This is a genomic window from Salmonella sp. 741265050_HSA (genome assembly GCF_046569445.1).
Taxonomy (GTDB): Bacteria; Pseudomonadota; Gammaproteobacteria; order Enterobacterales; family Enterobacteriaceae; genus Salmonella; species Salmonella enterica.
This window is the reverse complement of sequence record NZ_JBKFSV010000015.1, coordinates 13,189-30,754: the sequence shown is the minus strand read 5'-3', so window position 1 is coordinate 30,754 and position 17,566 is coordinate 13,189. Positions and strand designations below refer to the sequence as shown.

Annotated in this window: 17 protein-coding genes; 16 read left to right on the top strand and 1 reads right to left on the bottom strand. The window is 54.1% G+C overall.

Going from position 1 to position 17,566, the window contains the following annotated elements; translation table 11 throughout:
* The first annotated feature begins 19 nt into the window (after positions 1 to 19).
* The 7 genes from metE to ACLD4F_RS18720 all read left to right on the top strand — a co-directional run bounded on the left by metE (position 20) and on the right by ACLD4F_RS18720 (position 8,362).
* Positions 20 to 2,281, top strand: a complete 2,262-nt coding sequence (metE, locus tag ACLD4F_RS18750; RefSeq protein ID WP_411010978.1) for a 5-methyltetrahydropteroyltriglutamate--homocysteine S-methyltransferase — start codon at positions 20 to 22, stop codon at positions 2,279 to 2,281.
* Positions 2,282 to 2,433: 152 nt separating this feature from the next.
* Positions 2,434 to 3,849, top strand: coding sequence for a PTS transporter subunit EIIC (locus ACLD4F_RS18745; protein WP_080108865.1), 1,416 nt, complete (start codon positions 2,434 to 2,436; stop codon positions 3,847 to 3,849).
* A 16-nt stretch (positions 3,850 to 3,865) separates the two neighbouring features.
* Positions 3,866 to 5,611, top strand: a complete 1,746-nt coding sequence (locus ACLD4F_RS18740; protein WP_183058913.1) for a sulfatase — start codon at positions 3,866 to 3,868, stop codon at positions 5,609 to 5,611.
* A gap of 43 nt (positions 5,612 to 5,654) precedes the next feature.
* Positions 5,655 to 6,380: a GntR family transcriptional regulator gene (locus ACLD4F_RS18735; protein ID WP_079790794.1), complete on the top strand. Its 726-nt coding sequence runs from the start codon at positions 5,655 to 5,657 to the stop codon at positions 6,378 to 6,380.
* A complete protein-coding gene (locus ACLD4F_RS18730; RefSeq protein WP_079981873.1) occupies positions 6,377 to 6,721 on the top strand; it encodes a YidH family protein in 345 nt (114 codons plus the stop codon). Before ACLD4F_RS18735 ends, ACLD4F_RS18730 begins: the two co-directional genes overlap by 4 nt.
* A complete protein-coding gene (locus tag ACLD4F_RS18725; RefSeq protein ID WP_079981874.1) occupies positions 6,718 to 7,065 on the top strand; it encodes a DUF202 domain-containing protein in 348 nt (115 codons plus the stop codon). Before ACLD4F_RS18730 ends, ACLD4F_RS18725 begins: the two co-directional genes overlap by 4 nt.
* 1 nt (position 7,066) lies before the next feature.
* Positions 7,067 to 8,362 carry an anaerobic sulfatase maturase gene (locus tag ACLD4F_RS18720; protein WP_411010977.1) on the top strand — a complete coding sequence of 432 codons (1,296 nt, stop codon included), beginning with the start codon at positions 7,067 to 7,069 and terminating at the stop codon, positions 8,360 to 8,362.
* A 79-nt stretch (positions 8,363 to 8,441) separates the two neighbouring features.
* On the opposite strand, the gene ACLD4F_RS18715 is transcribed toward ACLD4F_RS18720, so the two are convergent.
* Positions 8,442 to 9,254 (bottom strand): dienelactone hydrolase family protein, encoded by an 813-nt coding sequence (locus tag ACLD4F_RS18715; RefSeq protein ID WP_079944692.1) that lies wholly within the window; start codon positions 9,252 to 9,254, stop codon positions 8,442 to 8,444.
* 258 nt (positions 9,255 to 9,512) lie between these two features.
* On the opposite strand from ACLD4F_RS18715, the gene udp reads away from it, so the two are divergent.
* The 9 genes from udp to tatD all read left to right on the top strand — a co-directional run bounded on the left by udp (position 9,513) and on the right by tatD (position 17,565).
* Positions 9,513 to 10,274 (top strand): uridine phosphorylase, encoded by a 762-nt coding sequence (udp, locus tag ACLD4F_RS18710; protein WP_000045169.1) that lies wholly within the window; start codon positions 9,513 to 9,515, stop codon positions 10,272 to 10,274.
* A 139-nt stretch (positions 10,275 to 10,413) separates the two neighbouring features.
* Positions 10,414 to 11,844, top strand: a complete 1,431-nt coding sequence (gene rmuC / locus ACLD4F_RS18705) for a DNA recombination protein RmuC (RefSeq protein WP_000355562.1) — start codon at positions 10,414 to 10,416, stop codon at positions 11,842 to 11,844.
* A gap of 95 nt (positions 11,845 to 11,939) precedes the next feature.
* Positions 11,940 to 12,695: a bifunctional demethylmenaquinone methyltransferase/2-methoxy-6-polyprenyl-1,4-benzoquinol methylase UbiE gene (ubiE, locus tag ACLD4F_RS18700; RefSeq protein WP_000229009.1), complete on the top strand. Its 756-nt coding sequence runs from the start codon at positions 11,940 to 11,942 to the stop codon at positions 12,693 to 12,695.
* 9 nt (positions 12,696 to 12,704) lie between these two features.
* On the top strand, positions 12,705 to 13,310 hold the full coding sequence (gene ubiJ, locus ACLD4F_RS18695; protein WP_001116090.1) for a ubiquinone biosynthesis protein UbiJ: 606 nt from the start codon (positions 12,705 to 12,707) through the stop codon (positions 13,308 to 13,310).
* Positions 13,307 to 14,947 carry a ubiquinone biosynthesis regulatory protein kinase UbiB gene (gene ubiB, locus ACLD4F_RS18690; RefSeq protein ID WP_000187559.1) on the top strand — a complete coding sequence of 547 codons (1,641 nt, stop codon included), beginning with the start codon at positions 13,307 to 13,309 and terminating at the stop codon, positions 14,945 to 14,947. Before ubiJ ends, ubiB begins: the two co-directional genes overlap by 4 nt.
* Positions 14,948 to 15,152: 205 nt before the next feature.
* Complete coding sequence (gene tatA, locus ACLD4F_RS18685; protein ID WP_000508972.1) at positions 15,153 to 15,407, top strand: Sec-independent protein translocase subunit TatA; 255 nt, start codon at positions 15,153 to 15,155, stop codon at positions 15,405 to 15,407.
* A 3-nt stretch (positions 15,408 to 15,410) separates the two neighbouring features.
* Positions 15,411 to 15,959, top strand: a complete 549-nt coding sequence (gene tatB, locus ACLD4F_RS18680; RefSeq protein ID WP_000459612.1) for a Sec-independent protein translocase protein TatB — start codon at positions 15,411 to 15,413, stop codon at positions 15,957 to 15,959.
* Positions 15,960 to 15,961: 2 nt separating this feature from the next.
* Positions 15,962 to 16,741, top strand: coding sequence for a Sec-independent protein translocase subunit TatC (tatC, locus tag ACLD4F_RS18675; RefSeq protein ID WP_000257554.1), 780 nt, complete (start codon positions 15,962 to 15,964; stop codon positions 16,739 to 16,741).
* Positions 16,742 to 16,782: 41 nt separating this feature from the next.
* On the top strand, positions 16,783 to 17,565 hold the full coding sequence (gene tatD, locus ACLD4F_RS18670; RefSeq protein ID WP_000459648.1) for a 3'-5' ssDNA/RNA exonuclease TatD: 783 nt from the start codon (positions 16,783 to 16,785) through the stop codon (positions 17,563 to 17,565).
* Position 17,566 lies beyond the last annotated feature (1 nt).

Below are 17,566 nucleotides of genomic sequence, written 5' to 3'. Positions count from 1 at the left end.
AAATAAGAGAGGAAGTAAAATGACAATATTGACTCATACCCTCGGTTTTCCTCGCGTTGGCCTGCGTCGCGAGTTGAAAAAAGCGCAAGAGAGCTACTGGGCGGGGAACTCAACGCGTGAAGCGTTACTGGCGGTGGGTCGCGAACTGCGCGCGCGTCACTGGGAGCAGCAGAAACAAGCGGGTATTGACCTGTTACCGGTAGGCGACTTTGCCTGGTACGACCATGTTCTGACCACCAGCCTGCTGTTAGGCAATGTGCCGGCTCGTCATCAGAACAACGACGGTTCCGTGGATATCGACACTCTGTTCCGCATTGGTCGCGGTCGCGCGCCAACCGGCGAACCGGCGGCGGCAGCGGAAATGACCAAATGGTTTAATACCAACTATCACTACATAGTACCGGAGTTCAGCAAAGGCCAGCAGTTCAGACTCACCTGGACACAGTTGCTGGAGGAAGTGGACGAAGCGTTGGCGCTGGGGCATAAGATCAAACCCGTCCTGCTGGGGCCTGTCACGTATCTGTGGCTGGGTAAAGTGAAAGGCGAGCCGTTTGACCGCCTGACGTTGCTGAAAGACATTTTGCCGGTGTATCAGCACGTACTGGCTGAACTGGCAAAACGTGGTATTGAGTGGGTCCAAATTGATGAGCCAGCGCTGGTGCTGGAACTGCCGCAGGCGTGGCTGGATGCCTTCAAACCGGCTTACGACGCGCTCGCCGGCCAGGTGAAGCTGTTGCTGACGACCTATTTTGAAGGCGTGACGCCAAACCTGGACACTATTATCGCGCTACCGGTACAGGGGCTACATGTTGACCTCATTCATGGCAAAGATGATGTAGCGGAACTGCATCAACGTCTGCCGGTCGACTGGCTGCTCTCCGCAGGCTTGATTAACGGGCGTAATGTCTGGCGCGCCGATTTGACCGAAAAATACGCGCAGATTAACGCCCTTGTGGGCAAACGCGCGCTGTGGGTAGCATCCTCCTGCTCTTTGCTGCACAGCCCGATCGATCTTAGCGTCGAAACGCGTCTGGATACGGAAGTAAAAAGCTGGTTTGCCTTTGCGCTGCAAAAATGCGGTGAACTGGCGTTGCTGCGCGATGCGCTGAACAGCGGCGAAACGGCGGCGCTTGAGAAATGGAGCGCACCGATTCAGGCTCGTCGTCACTCCCGCCGCGTACATAATGCCGCGGTAGAAAAACGCCTGGCGGCGATCACCGCGCAGGACAGCCAGCGTGAGAATCCGTATGAGGTGCGTGCTGAAGCGCAACGCGCCCGCTTTAAACTTCCCGCCTGGCCGACGACGACTATCGGTTCGTTTCCGCAAACCACGGAAATTCGCGGCCTGCGTCTGGACTTCAAAAAGGGCAATCTCGACGCGAATAACTACCGCACCGGCATCGCCGAACACATCAGGCAGGCTATCATCGAGCAGGAGCGTTTAGGGCTGGATGTGCTGGTACACGGCGAAGCCGAGCGAAACGACATGGTGGAATACTTCGGCGAGCATCTGGACGGCTTCGTCTTTACCCAGAATGGTTGGGTGCAAAGCTATGGCTCCCGCTGTGTGAAACCGCCGGTAGTGATTGGCGATATCAGCCGTCCGGCACCGATTACCGTGGAGTGGGCGAAATATGCCCAGTCGCTGACCGACAAACCGGTAAAAGGGATGTTGACCGGCCCGGTGACTATTCTTTGCTGGTCATTCCCCCGCGAAGACGTGACCCGCGAAACGATTGCGAAACAGATTGCGCTGGCGCTGCGTGATGAAGTCGCGGATCTGGAGGCGGCGGGGATCGGGATTATTCAGATTGATGAACCGGCGCTGCGCGAAGGTCTACCGCTGCGTCGCAGCGACTGGGACGCCTATCTGGAATGGGGTGTGGAAGCCTTCCGCATCAACGCGGCGGTGGCGAAGGATGAAACCCAGATCCACACCCACATGTGTTACTGCGAGTTCAACGACATTATGGATTCGATCGCCGCGCTGGATGCGGATGTGATCACCATTGAGACCTCCCGCTCGGATATGGAGTTGCTGGAGTCGTTCGAAGCGTTCGACTACCCGAACGAAATCGGGCCGGGCGTGTACGATATTCACTCGCCGAACGTGCCGAGCGTCGAGTGGATTGAAGCCCTGCTGAAGAAGGCGGCACAGCGTATTCCGGCACAACGCCTGTGGGTGAATCCGGACTGCGGCCTGAAAACTCGCGGTTGGCCGGAAACCCGCGCGGCGTTAGCGAACATGGTCAAAGCGGCGCACAATCTGCGTCAGGCGTAAGAAAACATAGGCACCAGAGGAGGCTTCGGCCTCCTCTTTTTTTTGCGCTCGCGCCTGGTGGTTGAAAAGCGATCTTTATGATGACCATCACAAACATAATAACATTATATTGTTATAACAAATGGGGATGAAAACAAAAAAAGGACCTCTGTATGAACTACAACATGGTGGGTGACGCCATCGTTAAGCATTGTGGCGGGCTGGAGAATTTTATTCATGTGACCAACTGTATGACCCGCGTGCGGATGACCATTGCCGATCCGTCGTTGGTCGACATGCCCGCGCTCAAAGGTATCGAAGGCGTACTGGGCGTGGTGGAAGATGACACGCTGCAGGTGATAGTCGGGCCGGGAAAATCATCGAAGGTGGCGACGGTGATCAACGAACGGCTAAAAGGCGCGCCTGCTGTGGATACCACATTGAGCGGTGTCGAGCAAAAGGCGAAACTGGCGCGCGAAAAAGCGAAGAAGCAGACGCGTACCAAAGCTATTCTCAAACATATTGCGAACATCTTTGTCCCCATTCTGCCAGCGCTCATTGCGGCCGGGATTCTGATGGGGCTGAACAACGTGGTGGTCAACTCGGCGGCTTCATGGGCAATGAGCCATCATATTGCCGCCGTCGGCGACCTTTCGCCCACCCAGGTGGTGCTCGACCAGCGGCATCTGCTCGGCGTCAGCCAGTTCCTGGACATCGTCTCGAAAGCGCTGTTTGGCTTTCTGGCTATTTATGCGGGCATCACCTCGGCGCGTGAATTTGAAGGTAATCTGATTCTGGGCGGTCTGCTCGGCGCGATTACCATTATGCCGCAGGTGACGACGCTGGGGCTGATCCCCGGGCAGGGCGGGCTGATCGGCGTGATTTTTGCCGTCTGGTTGATGTGTCTGCTGGAAAAACAGGTGCGCCGATTCGTGCCGGATATCGTCGACGTGGTGGTGACGCCAACGGTCGTGCTGCTGGTGATGGCTGCTGCGCAGCTGTTTATCATCATGCCCGCGGCGGGCGTGGTCTCCAACGGTATTCTGCACGCACTTAACGGCTTACTGGAACACGGCGGCATTGCGGCAGGTTTTGTGCTTTCGGCGCTATTCCCGTTCCTGATTTCGCTGGGCCTGCATCACGGTCTGTTCCCGATTCACCTTGAGATGATCAACGCCACCGGTCACGCGCCGCTATTTGCTATCCAGATTATGTCTAACGCTGGCATGGTAGGAGCGGCGACGGCGGTACTGCTGCTGACCCGCGACCCGGTGATGAAAAAAATCGCCAAGGGTGCGATCCCAACGTCGATTCTGGCGGTGGGGGAACCGACGATTTTCGGCGTCAATATTCCGGCGGGGTTTGCCTTCATCACGGGGTCGATCGGCGCGGGGTTTGGCGGCGTGATGGTGGTACTGCTGGGAGTCTCCACCAACGGCGTCGGCGCGGCGGGGCTTTCGGCGCTACCGCTGATTGCCGACGGCAAATATCTGCAATACATCCTGGCATGGCTGGTGGGCTGTGCGGCGGCCTTTGCGCTGACGTATGTGGTCGGCAAGGTCCGTGGTTACGATAAAGAAATGGCGTGAATAAAAGGAATAGCACATGAAAGCAATTATGTTGATGTTTGATTCTCTCAACAAACGTCTGTTGTCAGCTTACGGGAGCGATCGCGCCATTACGCCGAATTTCCAGCGCTTAAAGGAGCGCACCGTACGGTTCGATAATTTTTATGTCGGCAGTATGCCCTGCATGCCCGCCCGCCGTGAGTTGCATACCGGACGCTATAACTTTCTCCATCGCGGCTGGTCGCCGCTGGAGCCGTTCGATGACTCCGTGCCGGAAATCCTCAAGAAAAACGGAATTCATACGCATCTGGTGACTGACCATAAACACTATTGGCGTGACGGTGGCGCGACCTACCACTCGCGTTATAGCACTTATGAGTTTATTCGTGGGCAGGAAGGTGACGCGTGGAAAGGCGTGGTCGATAAGCCGGAATATCGCTATGAATCCGGCGAACCGGAGGAGATCAAACAGCGGCGGATCGCCAGTCGGGTGCAGCACCAGATCAACGTGCAGTTTATGCAAAATGAGGACGATCACCATCTGGCGCGGACGATCAACAAAGGTCTGGAATTTATTGATATTAACTACGCCAGCGATAACTGGTTCCTACAACTGGAGTGCTTTGATCCGCATGAACCGTTTTTTGTGCCGGAAAAGTACCTGAAAATGTACGGTATCGACGACCCGTCGCAGTTTGATGGCTGGCCGCCGTACTACTTCGTGACTGAAAGCGCGGAGCGCAAGAGCGTGATCCAGAAGTACTACATGGCGCTGCTGACCATGGTGGATGCCTACGTGGGCAAGGTGCTTGATTACATGGATCGCTACGATCTGTGGCGCGACACGATGCTTATTGTCAATACGGATCACGGTTTTCTGCTTGGCGAGCACGAATGGTGGGGCAAAAATATCATGCCGCTGTATAACGAAGTGGCGAATACCCCCTGCTTTATCTGGCATCCGCAGTATGGCTGTGCGGGCGAATCGCGCCAGGCGCTGGCGCAGACGATCGATATCCCGGCAACGCTGCTCGACAGCTTTGGTCTGGACAAGCCGCAAGATATGCAGGGCGTTTCGCTGCTGCCGGTGCTGCGTGACGATACGCCAGTACGCGACCATGTGCTGTTTGGCTATCATGGCTGCCATATCAACATTACCGATGGCCGCTATGTTTATATGCGCGCGCCGGTTGAGCAGGGCGTTGACGGCCTGTATGAATATACGCTAATGCCGACGCGCATTAACCGCCGCTTCACGCCGCAGGAGCTTCAGGGCATGATGCTGCATCCGCCGTTCAGTTTTACCAAAGGCTGCCAGGTGTTGCAGGTGCCCGCCGAGTCGGTGATGACACGTGATGCCGACCGTTTTGGTCACCGCTTATACGATCTGACCGACGACCCGACGCAGCAAACGCAGTGTCACGATGAAAACGTCGCGCGGAAGCTGTGCGAGCGCATGAAGGCGATGATGGTGCAAAGCGACGCGCCTGCCGAGCTCTATCCGCGCTATGCGCTAAACGATGCCCACGCGCCGTTACTGGGGCTGGACCCGCACCTTCTGCCGGAGCTGGCGGCCTTCACGCCACAGGTTCGCTATGGCCTCTTTGCACTGCTGCAGCACCTCGAAGGAAGCGGGCAGGTTGAGTTGGCTACTCGGCTTCAGTCCGCCTGCCGGGCAGACTGGACGAAAGAAAATTTGTGGGCATTCGTACAGAATGAGGTTCCCGAGGAGCAGCATCAGAGCGTGTATTATAAGATGGCGTTAGAAATGCGACTTGATTAAGTAGTCTCCCCGGCTTTGGCCGGGGAAAAGGAGTACGGAGTTAATGAAAGAAGAACTGGACTATTCACGCGGCGCTAAACCATTATATGCCCAGCTACACGACATTCTGCTGGAGAAGTTGAAAACCGGCGAATACAAAAAGAATGACGTACTGCCTACCGAAGCGGAGTTTGAAGAGATCTTCGGCGTCAGCCGCATTACGGCCCGCCGCGCGCTGGCGGAACTGGCCGCGAAAGGGCTGGTAAAACGCCAGGCGGGGATTGGCACGATGGTGATCAGCACTTCCGAGAAACAGGAAGTCAAAGCCCGCGTGCGGCTGGTGGATGGGCAGCAGCAACATCCGATTGAACGTAATAATCTGAAGCTTGAGCAACTGCAACCCCCTGAAGCCGTGGCCCAGGCGTTTGAGGTTGATGGCAAAACGGCGCTGTCGCTATTAACCCGCACCATTTACCGGCAAAACGAGCAGCCCGCCCAGGTGAACTATATCTGGCTGACGCCGCGTCTACATCAGCTCACTCTTGATACGCTGAGCGGCGGCCTGTACAGAATGCTGGAGGAGAATGACGAAAATATCGATAGCTTCCAGGACGTGATTACCGCCGAGTTGCCGACAGAAGAAGACTGCCACATTTTGCAAATTCCCTCGTTGGAACCGCTGCTGGTGAAAACGCGTAAAGGCTATAATGACCGCGGGGAGCTGGTGGAATTCAGCATTGCCAAACACATCGCCAGCTGTTATCAGTATATTGTTGAGAATAGTCGATGAGCTGGCTGACTCAGGGAAAGGCTCCCGACTACCGTTTTTCGCTGGCCAATGAACGAACTTACCTGGCTTGGATTCGTACGGCGCTGGCCTTTATGGCCGCCGCAATCGGAATTGATCAACTGGCGGAAAATCTGGCGTCCTCCGGCGTGCGCGCGTTGCTGGTATGCGTGCTGGGGATCACCGCGGCCGCTCTCGCTTGGTACGCTTATCGACGCTGGTCCGGTAATGAACGCGCGATGCGCCACGATGCTGCGTTGACTTATCCCCAGCTTCTGATCTGGCTCAGCGCAGGTCTGATGGTCGTCATCATCACAACGTTAGCCGTTTTACTACTGCGATGATCGTTGATCTCCGCCCTTGTGATCCCGGCCTGCAGCCTCAGCGTACCGCGCTGGCCTGGCTCCGCACGACGTTCTCCGTATTCGTCCTGGCGCTGGTCACTGCGCGCGTTGGTTTTGCCCGTGGCTCTTTAGCCTCCGGCTGGGTGGGTAGCCTTGCTGTTGGGCTGGCGATCGTGCTGATGATTGTTACCCATTATCGTCAGCAGCAGGTCATTGCTGACGGTGAATTAACCACCCCGGCCTCCGTCCTGACTAAGCGGTTGCTGAGCATTATTCTCGGGCTGGAGGCCGTCTCGCTGATACTGCCAGCCGCGCTAAGTCTTTTACCCGAAGGAGTATGTTGAGATGGCATTAGCCAGCTGTCACGTCATGGCGAAACCCACGGGTTCGGTGTGCAATATTGATTGTTCCTACTGTTTCTACCTGGAAAAAGAGGCGCTGTACCCGGAACGCAATAAAAACTGGCGAATGTCGGACGAGACGCTGGAACAGTTTATACGCCAGCATATTGCCGCGCAGAGTGGCGACCGCATTGACTTTGCCTGGCAGGGCGGCGAACCGACCATGATGGGGCTACCGTTTTTCCGCCGGGTTGTCGCATTATGTGAAAAGTACGGCGATGGGCGAAAAATCACTCATGCGTTGCAGACGAACGGCATCCTGGTGAATGACGAGTGGGCGCGCTTTTTCGCTGAACAGCATTTTCTCATCGGTCTCTCTATCGACGGCCCGGCGTCGTTACACAACCACTATCGGCTTAATCGCGCTGGAAAAGGAACTCATGAACAGGTCGTCGCAGCAATGGCGCGGCTTAAAGCGCACCATGTCGACTTTAATACCTTAACCGTCGTGGGAAAACATAACGTCGGTCATGCAGCAGACGTCTACGAATTTCTTCTGGCGGCGGGATCGCGTTTTATTCAGTTTATCCCGCTGGTGGAGCGAATGAGCACCGATAACTCATCGGTACTTAATCTGGTGATGCCCGGCGAAAGCGCGGCGACGCTGGCGCCATGGACGGTACCGTCGTGGCAATATGGCGAATTTCTCAACCAGATCTTTGATATCTGGGTTCGTCGCGACGTAGACCGCGTCTATGTGCAGATGTTTGACGTGGCATTAGCCGCCTGGACGGCGCAGCAGCCGGTACTGTGTGTACATTCCGAGACTTGTGGACATGCCTTCGCGTTGGAGTCGAACGGCGATCTCTACAACTGCGACCACTTTGTCTACCCGGAGCATCTGCTGGGGAATATCCACCAGCACAGCATCAAAACCTTAAATAATAGCGAGCGGGCTATTGCGTTTGGCGAGGCCAAGCGGGAGACCCTGACCGCCGATTGTCGTCGCTGTGACTACCGCTTTGCGTGTCATGGCGGCTGTCCGAAGCATCGCTTTGCCGTCTCGCCGTCCGGTCATCCTGCGCATAATTACTTGTGTGCGGGCTATAAGCATTTTTTCCAGCACGTTACGCCGTATATGAATGTCTGGCGGGAGCTGCTGGCGCAAGGCTATCCGATGGCATCGATCATGCGCTGGCTGGCGCAGGACGCGCGTAAAGACACAGGAGCCGTCAGTCGTAACCATCTCTGTCCCTGCGGCAGCGGTAAAAAATATAAAAAATGCTGTGGTAAAGCATAGCTAACGTGGCGATGACGCTTTGTTGAGCCTACACCGACTCCGGTCTCGTAGGCCCAACAAACATCGTAATGCGCTGTGGTTAGCCTTTTTTCCCACCGTACTGCGTGAACCATTCCAGCATTCTTTGCCAGCCGTCTTTCGCTGAGGCTTCGTGGTAGCCCGGACGATAATCGGCATTAAACGCGTGCCCTGCATCGGGATAGACCACGATTTCCGCCTTCGCATTAGCGGCGCGTAGCGCCTGACGCATGGTTTCCACGCTCTCCTGTGGAATACTGGTATCCTGTCCGCCGTATAAACCCAGTACCGGCGCGTTAAGATCGGCGGCGATATCAACGGGATGCTTCGGCGAATTGAGTGACGTGTCGCCCACCAGCTTGCCGTACCACGCTACCGCTGCTTTTAACTGTGGGTTGTGCGCGGCGTACAGCCAGGTAATCCGGCCTCCCCAACAAAAACCGGTGATCATCAGCCGATGCGCATCCCCGCCGTTGCGCGAAGCCCAACTGGCGACGTGATCCAGGTCGGCAAGGACTTGCGAATCCGGTACTTTAGCCACCAGCCCGCTCAATAATGTGGGTATATCGGCGAAATTATTGGGGTCGCCTTCGCGGAAATAGAGCTCAGGCGCGATAGCGAGATAGCCTTCCAGCGCCAGTCGTCGGCAAATATCGCGAATGTGTTCATGTACGCCAAAAATTTCCTGTACCACAATGACCACAGGCAGCGCGCCGTCGCTCGCTTTTGGTCTGGCGTAATAGGCTGGCATATCGTCGCCCTGAGAGGGAATCGACGTTATCCCCGCGCTAATGGCCCCATCAGGCGTATGAATCATCGTAGGGGCAAGCGGGGAGGCTGCAGGTGCAAAGCCGGATGGATGTGTCGTTGTCATGGTATTCTCCGTACCCTTAAAAAATAGCGCAATCTTAACTATAGACAGTGTGTAACAAACCACATTGCCTTAAAGCGGCTATCTTTTGTGCAATGCCTGGCGATATTGATTATTTATTGTGACGCACATCACTTTTTAATGGTAAACGAGTGCAATTGTTTTACGCCATAGTGATGGCTGTCACGAAAATATCTTTATGCCTTAGGTAAAGTGTCTTTTTGCTTCTTCTGACAAACCCGATTCACAGAGGAGTTTTATATGTCCAAGTCTGATGTTTTTCATCTCGGCCTCACCAAAAACGATTTACAAGGGGCCCAGCTCGCCATCGTCCCTGGCGATCCTGAGCGTGTGGAAAAGATCGCCGCGCTGATGGATAAGCCGGTTAAGCTGGCATCTCACCGCGAATTCACCTCCTGGCGCGCTGAGCTGGATGGCAAAGCAGTTATCGTTTGCTCTACCGGTATCGGCGGCCCGTCTACCTCTATTGCCGTGGAAGAACTGGCGCAACTGGGTATTCGTACCTTCTTGCGTATCGGTACCACGGGGGCTATTCAGCCGCACATCAACGTCGGCGACGTTCTGGTAACGACCGCATCCGTACGTCTGGATGGGGCGAGCCTGCATTTTGCGCCGATGGAATTCCCGGCGGTTGCCGACTTTGCCTGCACCACCGCGCTGGTTGAAGCCGCGAAATCGATTGGCGCCACGACTCACGTTGGCGTAACCGCCTCTTCCGACACTTTCTATCCGGGTCAGGAACGTTATGACACCTATTCTGGCCGCGTTGTTCGTCGCTTCAAAGGCTCTATGGAAGAGTGGCAGGCGATGGGCGTAATGAACTACGAAATGGAATCCGCTACGCTGTTAACCATGTGCGCAAGCCAGGGGTTACGCGCAGGTATGGTGGCGGGCGTTATCGTCAACCGTACCCAACAAGAGATTCCGAATGCGGAAACGATGAAACAAACTGAAAGCCACGCGGTGAAAATCGTCGTGGAAGCGGCCCGTCGTCTGCTGTAATTCTCCTCTCTTTTGCAAAGGCCGACGCGTTCGGCCTTTTCTTTTTGCGTGGCGCCTCGCAGGAAATCCCTTTTAAACTGGACGTTTATACAGCACAATTCTATTTTGTGCAGGACAGTGTGGTTCCAGGAGAGGTGTTGTGGATATTACTCTTATGATAAGCGCCGTCGTGGCGCTGGCGGCTGGGGCGGTGATTGGCTGGCTGGCGACGAAAGCGCACGCCGATCAAATCCGCGCCGATCTTATCGAAGAACGGCGTGAGCTGGATATCGAACTTAGCGCGGCCCGGCAGCAATTAGCGCAAGAAGCGCACTGGCGCAGTGAATGCGAGTTACTTAATAACGAACTGCGCAGCCTGCACAGTATTAATACCTCTCTGGAAGCCGATCTGCGTGAAGTCACGACCCGTCTGGAAGCGACTCAACAACACGCGGAAGACAAAATCCGTCAGATGATCAACAGCGAACAGCGTTTAAGCGAGCAGTTTGAAAATCTGGCGAACCGTATCTTTGAACACAGTAATCGTCGCGTAGACGAACAAAACCGACAAAGCCTGAATAGCCTGCTGACGCCGCTGCGTGAGCAACTGGACGGTTTTCGCCGCCAGGTTCAGGAGAGTTTTGGCAAAGAAGCGCAGGAACGGCATACGCTGGCGCACGAAATTCGTAATTTGCAGCAGCTTAACGCGCAAATGGCGCAGGAAGCGATCAACCTGACGCGCGCCCTGAAAGGGGACAATAAGGCGCAAGGAAACTGGGGCGAAGTTGTGCTGGCGCGGGTGCTGGAGGCATCCGGACTGCGTGAAGGCTACGAATACGAAACCCAGGTTAGTATTGAGAACGATGCGCGCTCGCGGATGCAGCCGGATGTCATCGTCCGCTTGCCACAGGGCAAAGATGTGGTCATCGACGCTAAAATGACGTTGGTCGCCTACGAGCGTTACTTTAACGCTGAAGATGACTACACGCGCGAGGCCGCTTTACAAGAGCACATCGCCTCGGTGCGCAATCATATTCGCTTACTGGGGCGTAAAGACTACCAGCAGCTTCCCGGCCTCCGCTCGCTGGACTATGTTCTGATGTTTATCCCCGTAGAACCCGCTTTCCTGCTGGCGTTAGATAAACAGCCCGAACTGATAACCGAGGCGCTGAAAAATAACATTATGCTGGTAAGCCCCACGACGCTACTGGTGGCGTTACGGACAATCGCCAACCTGTGGCGCTATGAACACCAGAGCCGCAATGCGCAGCACATCGCAGACAGAGCCAGTAAGCTCTACGATAAAATGCGGTTGTTCGTTGATGATATGTCAGCGATCGGTCAGAGTCTGGATAAAGCGCAGGATAACTACCGCCAGGCGATGAAAAAACTTGCGTCGGGGCGTGGCAACGTTTTGGCGCAGGCGGAGGCCTTCCGGGGGCTAGGCGTGGAAATCAAACGCGAGATTAATCCGGATTTAGCGGAACAGGCCGTTACGCAAGATGAAGAATATCGTTTACGATCGATCCCTGAAGGGCGGCAGGATGAACATTATCCCAATGATGAACGGGTGAAGCAGCAGTTAAGTTAACCCATACGGAGTAGTTTAGTCCTGGCGCAGAGTAGGGCAAATTGGCCCAATCTGTTACACTTCTTGAACATTTTTATCGATAAGCAGGCACTGAGATGGTGGAAGATTCACAAGAAACGACGCACTTTGGCTTTCAGACCGTCGCTAAAGAGCAGAAAGCTGACATGGTGGCCCACGTTTTTCATTCTGTGGCGTCAAAGTACGATGTGATGAATGATTTAATGTCATTTGGCATTCATCGTTTGTGGAAGCGCTTCACCATTGATTGCAGTGGCGTGCGTCGTGGACAAACCGTTCTCGATTTAGCGGGCGGGACGGGCGATCTTACCGCGAAATTTTCACGTATGGTCGGGGAAACTGGCAAAGTTATCCTGGCGGATATTAATGATTCTATGCTCAAAATGGGGCGTGAGAAGCTGCGTAATATCGGCGTGATCGGCAACGTAGAGTATGTGCAGGCGAATGCCGAAGCTCTGCCTTTCCCTGATAATACGTTTGATTGCATTACCATTTCGTTTGGTTTGCGCAATGTAACGGAAAAAGAAAAAGCGCTGCGGTCAATGTTCCGTGTGTTGAAACCCGGCGGACGTTTACTGGTGCTTGAATTTTCCAAGCCTATCATTGAGCCGCTGAGTAAAGCGTATGACGCCTATTCTTTCCATATTTTACCGCGTATTGGCTCGATGGTCGCGAACGATGCGGATAGCTATCGGTATCTCGCGGAATCCATCCGTATGCATCCCGATCAGGATACCTTAAAAGCCATGATGCAGGACGCCGGATTTGAGAGCGTGGATTATTACAATCTGACGGCGGGCGTTGTGGCATTGCACCGTGGTTATAAATTCTAGGAGGGTGGAATGCCTTTTAAACCCTTAGTGACCGCAGGAATTGAAGGTCTCCTCAATACGTTTCTGTATCGTTCGCCAGCGCTGAAATCAGCCAGAACGCGCTTACAGGGAAAAGTACTGTGTGTGAAACTAAAGGGATTTTCGACGCCATTAGTCCTGGTATTCAGTGAACGCCAGGTTGATGTGCTGGGGGCATGGGAAGGCGAAGCGGACTGTACGGTAATCACTCAAGCTAGCGTTTTGCCAAAACTACGCGATCGTCAGCAGTTGGCCGCGCTTATTCGCAGCGGCGAACTGGAAGTGCAGGGCGATATTCAGGTCGTGCAAAATTTTGTGGCGCTCGCCGATCTCGCCGAATTCGATCCTGCGGAGCTGTTGGCGCCATACACGGGTGATATTGCGGCGGAAAGTATCGGTAAGGCCGTGCGTGGCGGGGCTAAATTCCTGCGTCACGGGTTTCAACGCCAGCAGCGTTATGCCGCTGAAGCGATCACTGAAGAGTGGCGTATGGCGCCTGGCCCGCTGGAAGTCGCATGGTTTGCCGAAGAAACCGCGGCTGTTGAGCGCGCCGTAGATTCTCTGACCACACGGCTGGAAAAACTGGAGGCCAAATGACGCCAGGTGAAGTACGGCGCCTATATTTCATCATCCGCACGTTTTTAAGCTACGGCCTTGATGAACTCATCCCCCGAATGCGTCTTACACTGCCACTCCGATTATGGCGCTATTCGCTGTTCTGGATGCCAAACCGGCATAAAGATAAATTGCTGGGTGAACGATTAAGACTGGCGTTGCAAGAGCTGGGACCGGTCTGGATCAAATTTGGTCAGATGCTCTCCACGCGCCGTGACCTGTTCCCGCCGCAAATCGCCGATCAGCTCGCTTTGCTCCAGGATAAAGTCGCGCCATTCGATGGTCGGCTGGCGAAAGCCCAGATTGAAGAGGCGATGGGAGGGCTACCAGTCGAAGCCTGGTTTGACGACTTTGATATCCAGCCTTTAGCGTCGGCGTCAATCGCCCAGGTACATACCGCGCGATTGAAATCAAACGGTAAAGAAGTGGTTATTAAGGTCATTCGCCCGGATATTTTGCCGGTAATTCAGGCAGACCTGAAACTGATTTATCGCCTTGCTCGCTGGGTACCACGCCTGTTGCCGGATGGGCGTCGTCTGCGCCCGACGGAAGTGGTACGTGAGTATGAGAAAACGCTGATCGATGAGCTGAATCTGCTGCGGGAATCGGCCAACGCGATTCAGTTACGCCGCAATTTTGAAAATAGTCCCATGCTGTATATCCCGGAGGTGTACTCCGATTACTGTAGCCAGAACATGATGGTGATGGAGCGGATATACGGCATTCCGGTTTCGGATGTGGCGGCCCTGGAAAAGAACGGCACCAACATGAAACTGCTGGCGGAACGCGGGGTTAAAGTTTTCTTCACCCAGGTTTTCCGCGACAGCTTTTTCCATGCGGACATGCATCCGGGAAATATTTTTGTCAGCCATGAACACCCTGAAAATCCGCAATATATCGGCATTGACTGCGGTATCGTCGGGTCGCTAAACAAAGAAGATAAGCGTTATCTGGCTGAAAACTTTATCGCGTTTTTTAATCGCGATTACCGAAAGGTGGCAGAACTGCATGTCGATTCAGGCTGGGTTCCGCCAGATACCAACGTTGAAGATTTTGAGTTTGCCATCCGCACCGTCTGTGAACCTATCTTTGAAAAGCCGCTCGCGGAAATCTCGTTTGGTCATGTGTTGTTAAACCTTTTCAATACAGCGCGTCGATTTAACATGGAAGTCCAGCCGCAACTGGTGTTGTTGCAGAAAACATTATTGTATGTTGAAGGGGTTGGGCGGCAACTTTATCCTCAGCTTGATTTGTGGAAAACGGCGAAACCGTTTCTTGAGTCCTGGATCAAAGATCAGGTGGGTATTCCGGCTCTCACGCGGGCTCTTAAAGAAAAAGCGCCGTTCTGGGTCGAAAAAATGCCAGAAATACCTGAACTGGTGTACGACAGTTTGCGCCAGGGCAAATATTTACAGCACAGTGTTGATAAGATTGCGCGCGAGTTACAGGTAAACCATGTGCGCCAAAGTCAGTCTCGTTATTTATTGGGAATTGGCGCAACGCTGTTACTGAGCGGGTCATTCTTACTCGTCAACCGCCCTGAATGGGGATTGATGCCTGGCTGGCTCATGGTCGGCGGCGTAGTGGTCTGGCTGGTTGGCTGGCGTAAAACTCGTTGAGATTTTTTATCGCTCAACGCCGGTTGTGTCACGCAGGTACATATTATCACTTGAGGCAGTACTCAGGTCGCAAGTCAATGTCGTCCCGGTCGTATGTAAAAGTATGTGAATAGGGCGGGCGAAAGCGGCTAACAAAGAGGCAGCGCGAAGGATAATGTGTATAATGCGGCCCTATTAATTCATCATCTATCACAGAGGAACATGTATGGGTGGTATCAGTATTTGGCAGTTGTTGATTGTTGCCGTTATCGTCGTACTGCTGTTCGGCACCAAAAAACTCGGTTCCATCGGTTCCGATCTTGGCGCGTCTATCAAAGGCTTTAAAAAAGCCATGAGCGATGATGATGCCAAACAGGATAAAACCAGTCAGGACGCTGATTTTACCGCTAAATCTATCGCGGATAAGCAAGGCGAAGCGAAAAAGGAAGACGCTAAAAGCCAAGATAAAGAGCAGGTATAATCCGTGTTTGATATCGGTTTTAGCGAACTGCTGTTAGTGTTCGTTATCGGCCTCATTGTGTTGGGGCCGCAACGATTGCCAGTAGCGGTAAAAACGGTAGCGGGCTGGATTCGCGCGTTGCGGTCCCTTGCGACAACGGTTCAGAATGAACTGACTCAGGAACTGAAACTTCAGGAGTTCCAGGACAGTCTGAAAAAAGTCGAAAAGGCGAGCCTGGAAAATCTGACTCCCGAACTGAAAGCATCTATGGATGAACTGCGTCAGGCGGCGGAGTCGATGAAACGCACCTACAGCGCTAACGATCCCGAACAAGCGAGCGATGAAGCGCATACCATCCATAATCCGGTGGTAAAAGGGAACGAAACGCAGCATGAGGGCGTTACCCCTGCCGCCGCTGAAACACAGGCGAGCGCGCCGGAACAAAAGCCGGAGCCCGTTAAAGCTAACGTGCCTGAGTCGACGGAAACCGCTTCCGTAGCCACGATAGACGCCGAGAAGAAATCCGCTGCGCCTGTTGTCGAATCTTCCCCCTCGTCGAGTGATAAACCGTAAACATGGCTGTAGAAGATACTCAACCGCTTATCACGCATCTGATCGAGTTGCGTAAGCGCCTGCTAAACTGCATCGTCGCAGTGCTTCTGATTTTTCTGGCGTTAATTTATTTCGCCAATGATATTTATCATTTAGTCGCCGCACCGCTGATTAAACAGATGCCGCAAGGGGCGACAATGATTGCGACGGATGTGGCGTCGCCGTTTTTTACGCCTATCAAACTCACCTTCATGGTGTCTTTGATCTTATCCGCGCCTGTCATTTTGTACCAGGTTTGGGCCTTTATCGCCCCGGCGCTGTATAAGCATGAGCGTCGTCTGGTCGTACCGTTGCTGGTATCCAGCTCGCTGCTTTTCTACATTGGTATGGCCTTCGCCTATTTTGTCGTATTCCCTTTGGCCTTTGGTTTCCTGACGCATACGGCGCCGGAAGGGGTACAGGTTTCGACAGATATCGCCAGCTATCTTAGCTTTGTTATGGCGCTTTTTATGGCCTTTGGCGTAGCCTTTGAAGTGCCGGTGGCGATTGTGTTGCTGTGCTGGATGGGCATCACCACGCCAGAAGATTTGCGTAAAAAACGGCCTTATATCCTGGTCGGGGCATTCATTGTGGGAATGCTGCTTACGCCGCCAGATGTTTTCTCGCAAACGTTGCTGGCGATACCGATGTACTGCCTGTTTGAAATTGGCGTTTTCTGCTCACGCTTTTATGTCGGTAAGCGACGGACGCGTGACGAAGATAACGAGGCCGAAACCGAAAAGGCCGAGCACACTGAAGACTAAACACAACCGCCCGCCAGGGCGGTTGTCATATGGGGGCAAGCATGTTTGATATTGGCGTTAATTTAACCAGTAGCCAGTTTGCAAAAGATCGTGATGATGTGGTCGCCCGTGCGTTTGCGGCGGGGGTAAAAGGTATGCTACTGACCGGAACGAACATCCATGAAAGTCAGCAGGCGTTAAAACTGGCGCGGCGCTACCCCCATTGTTGGTCGACGGCTGGCGTCCATCCCCATGACAGCAGTCAGTGGTCATCCGCGTCTGAAGACGCCATTGTTGCGCTGGCGAACCAGCCGGAAGTCGTCGCTATCGGTGAGTGCGGGCTGGATTTCAATCGCAATTTTTCCACGCCGCAGGAGCAGGAGCGTGCCTTTCAGGCGCAGCTACAAATTGCCGCCGAATTACAGATGCCAATCTTTATGCACTGCCGGGACGCGCATGAGCGATTTCTGGCATTGCTTGATCCCTGGCTGGATAGTCTTCCTGGCGCGATACTGCACTGCTTTACCGGTTCACGCCAGCAAATGCAGGACTGTGTGGACAGAGGACTCTATATCGGTATTACCGGGTGGGTTTGCGACGAACGACGCGGGCTTGAGCTACGTGAACTCTTACCGTTTATTCCAGCGGAAAAGCTACTGATAGAAACCGACGCGCCGTATCTGTTGCCTCGCGATCTTACGCCGAAACCAACGTCACGACGCAACGAGCCCGCGTATCTGCCTCACATCCTGGAGCGCATTGCGCTATGGCGTGGTGAAGATCCGCAATGGTTAGCGGCGATGACAGATGCCAACGCCAGAACCTTATTTGAGGTCGTATTCTGAA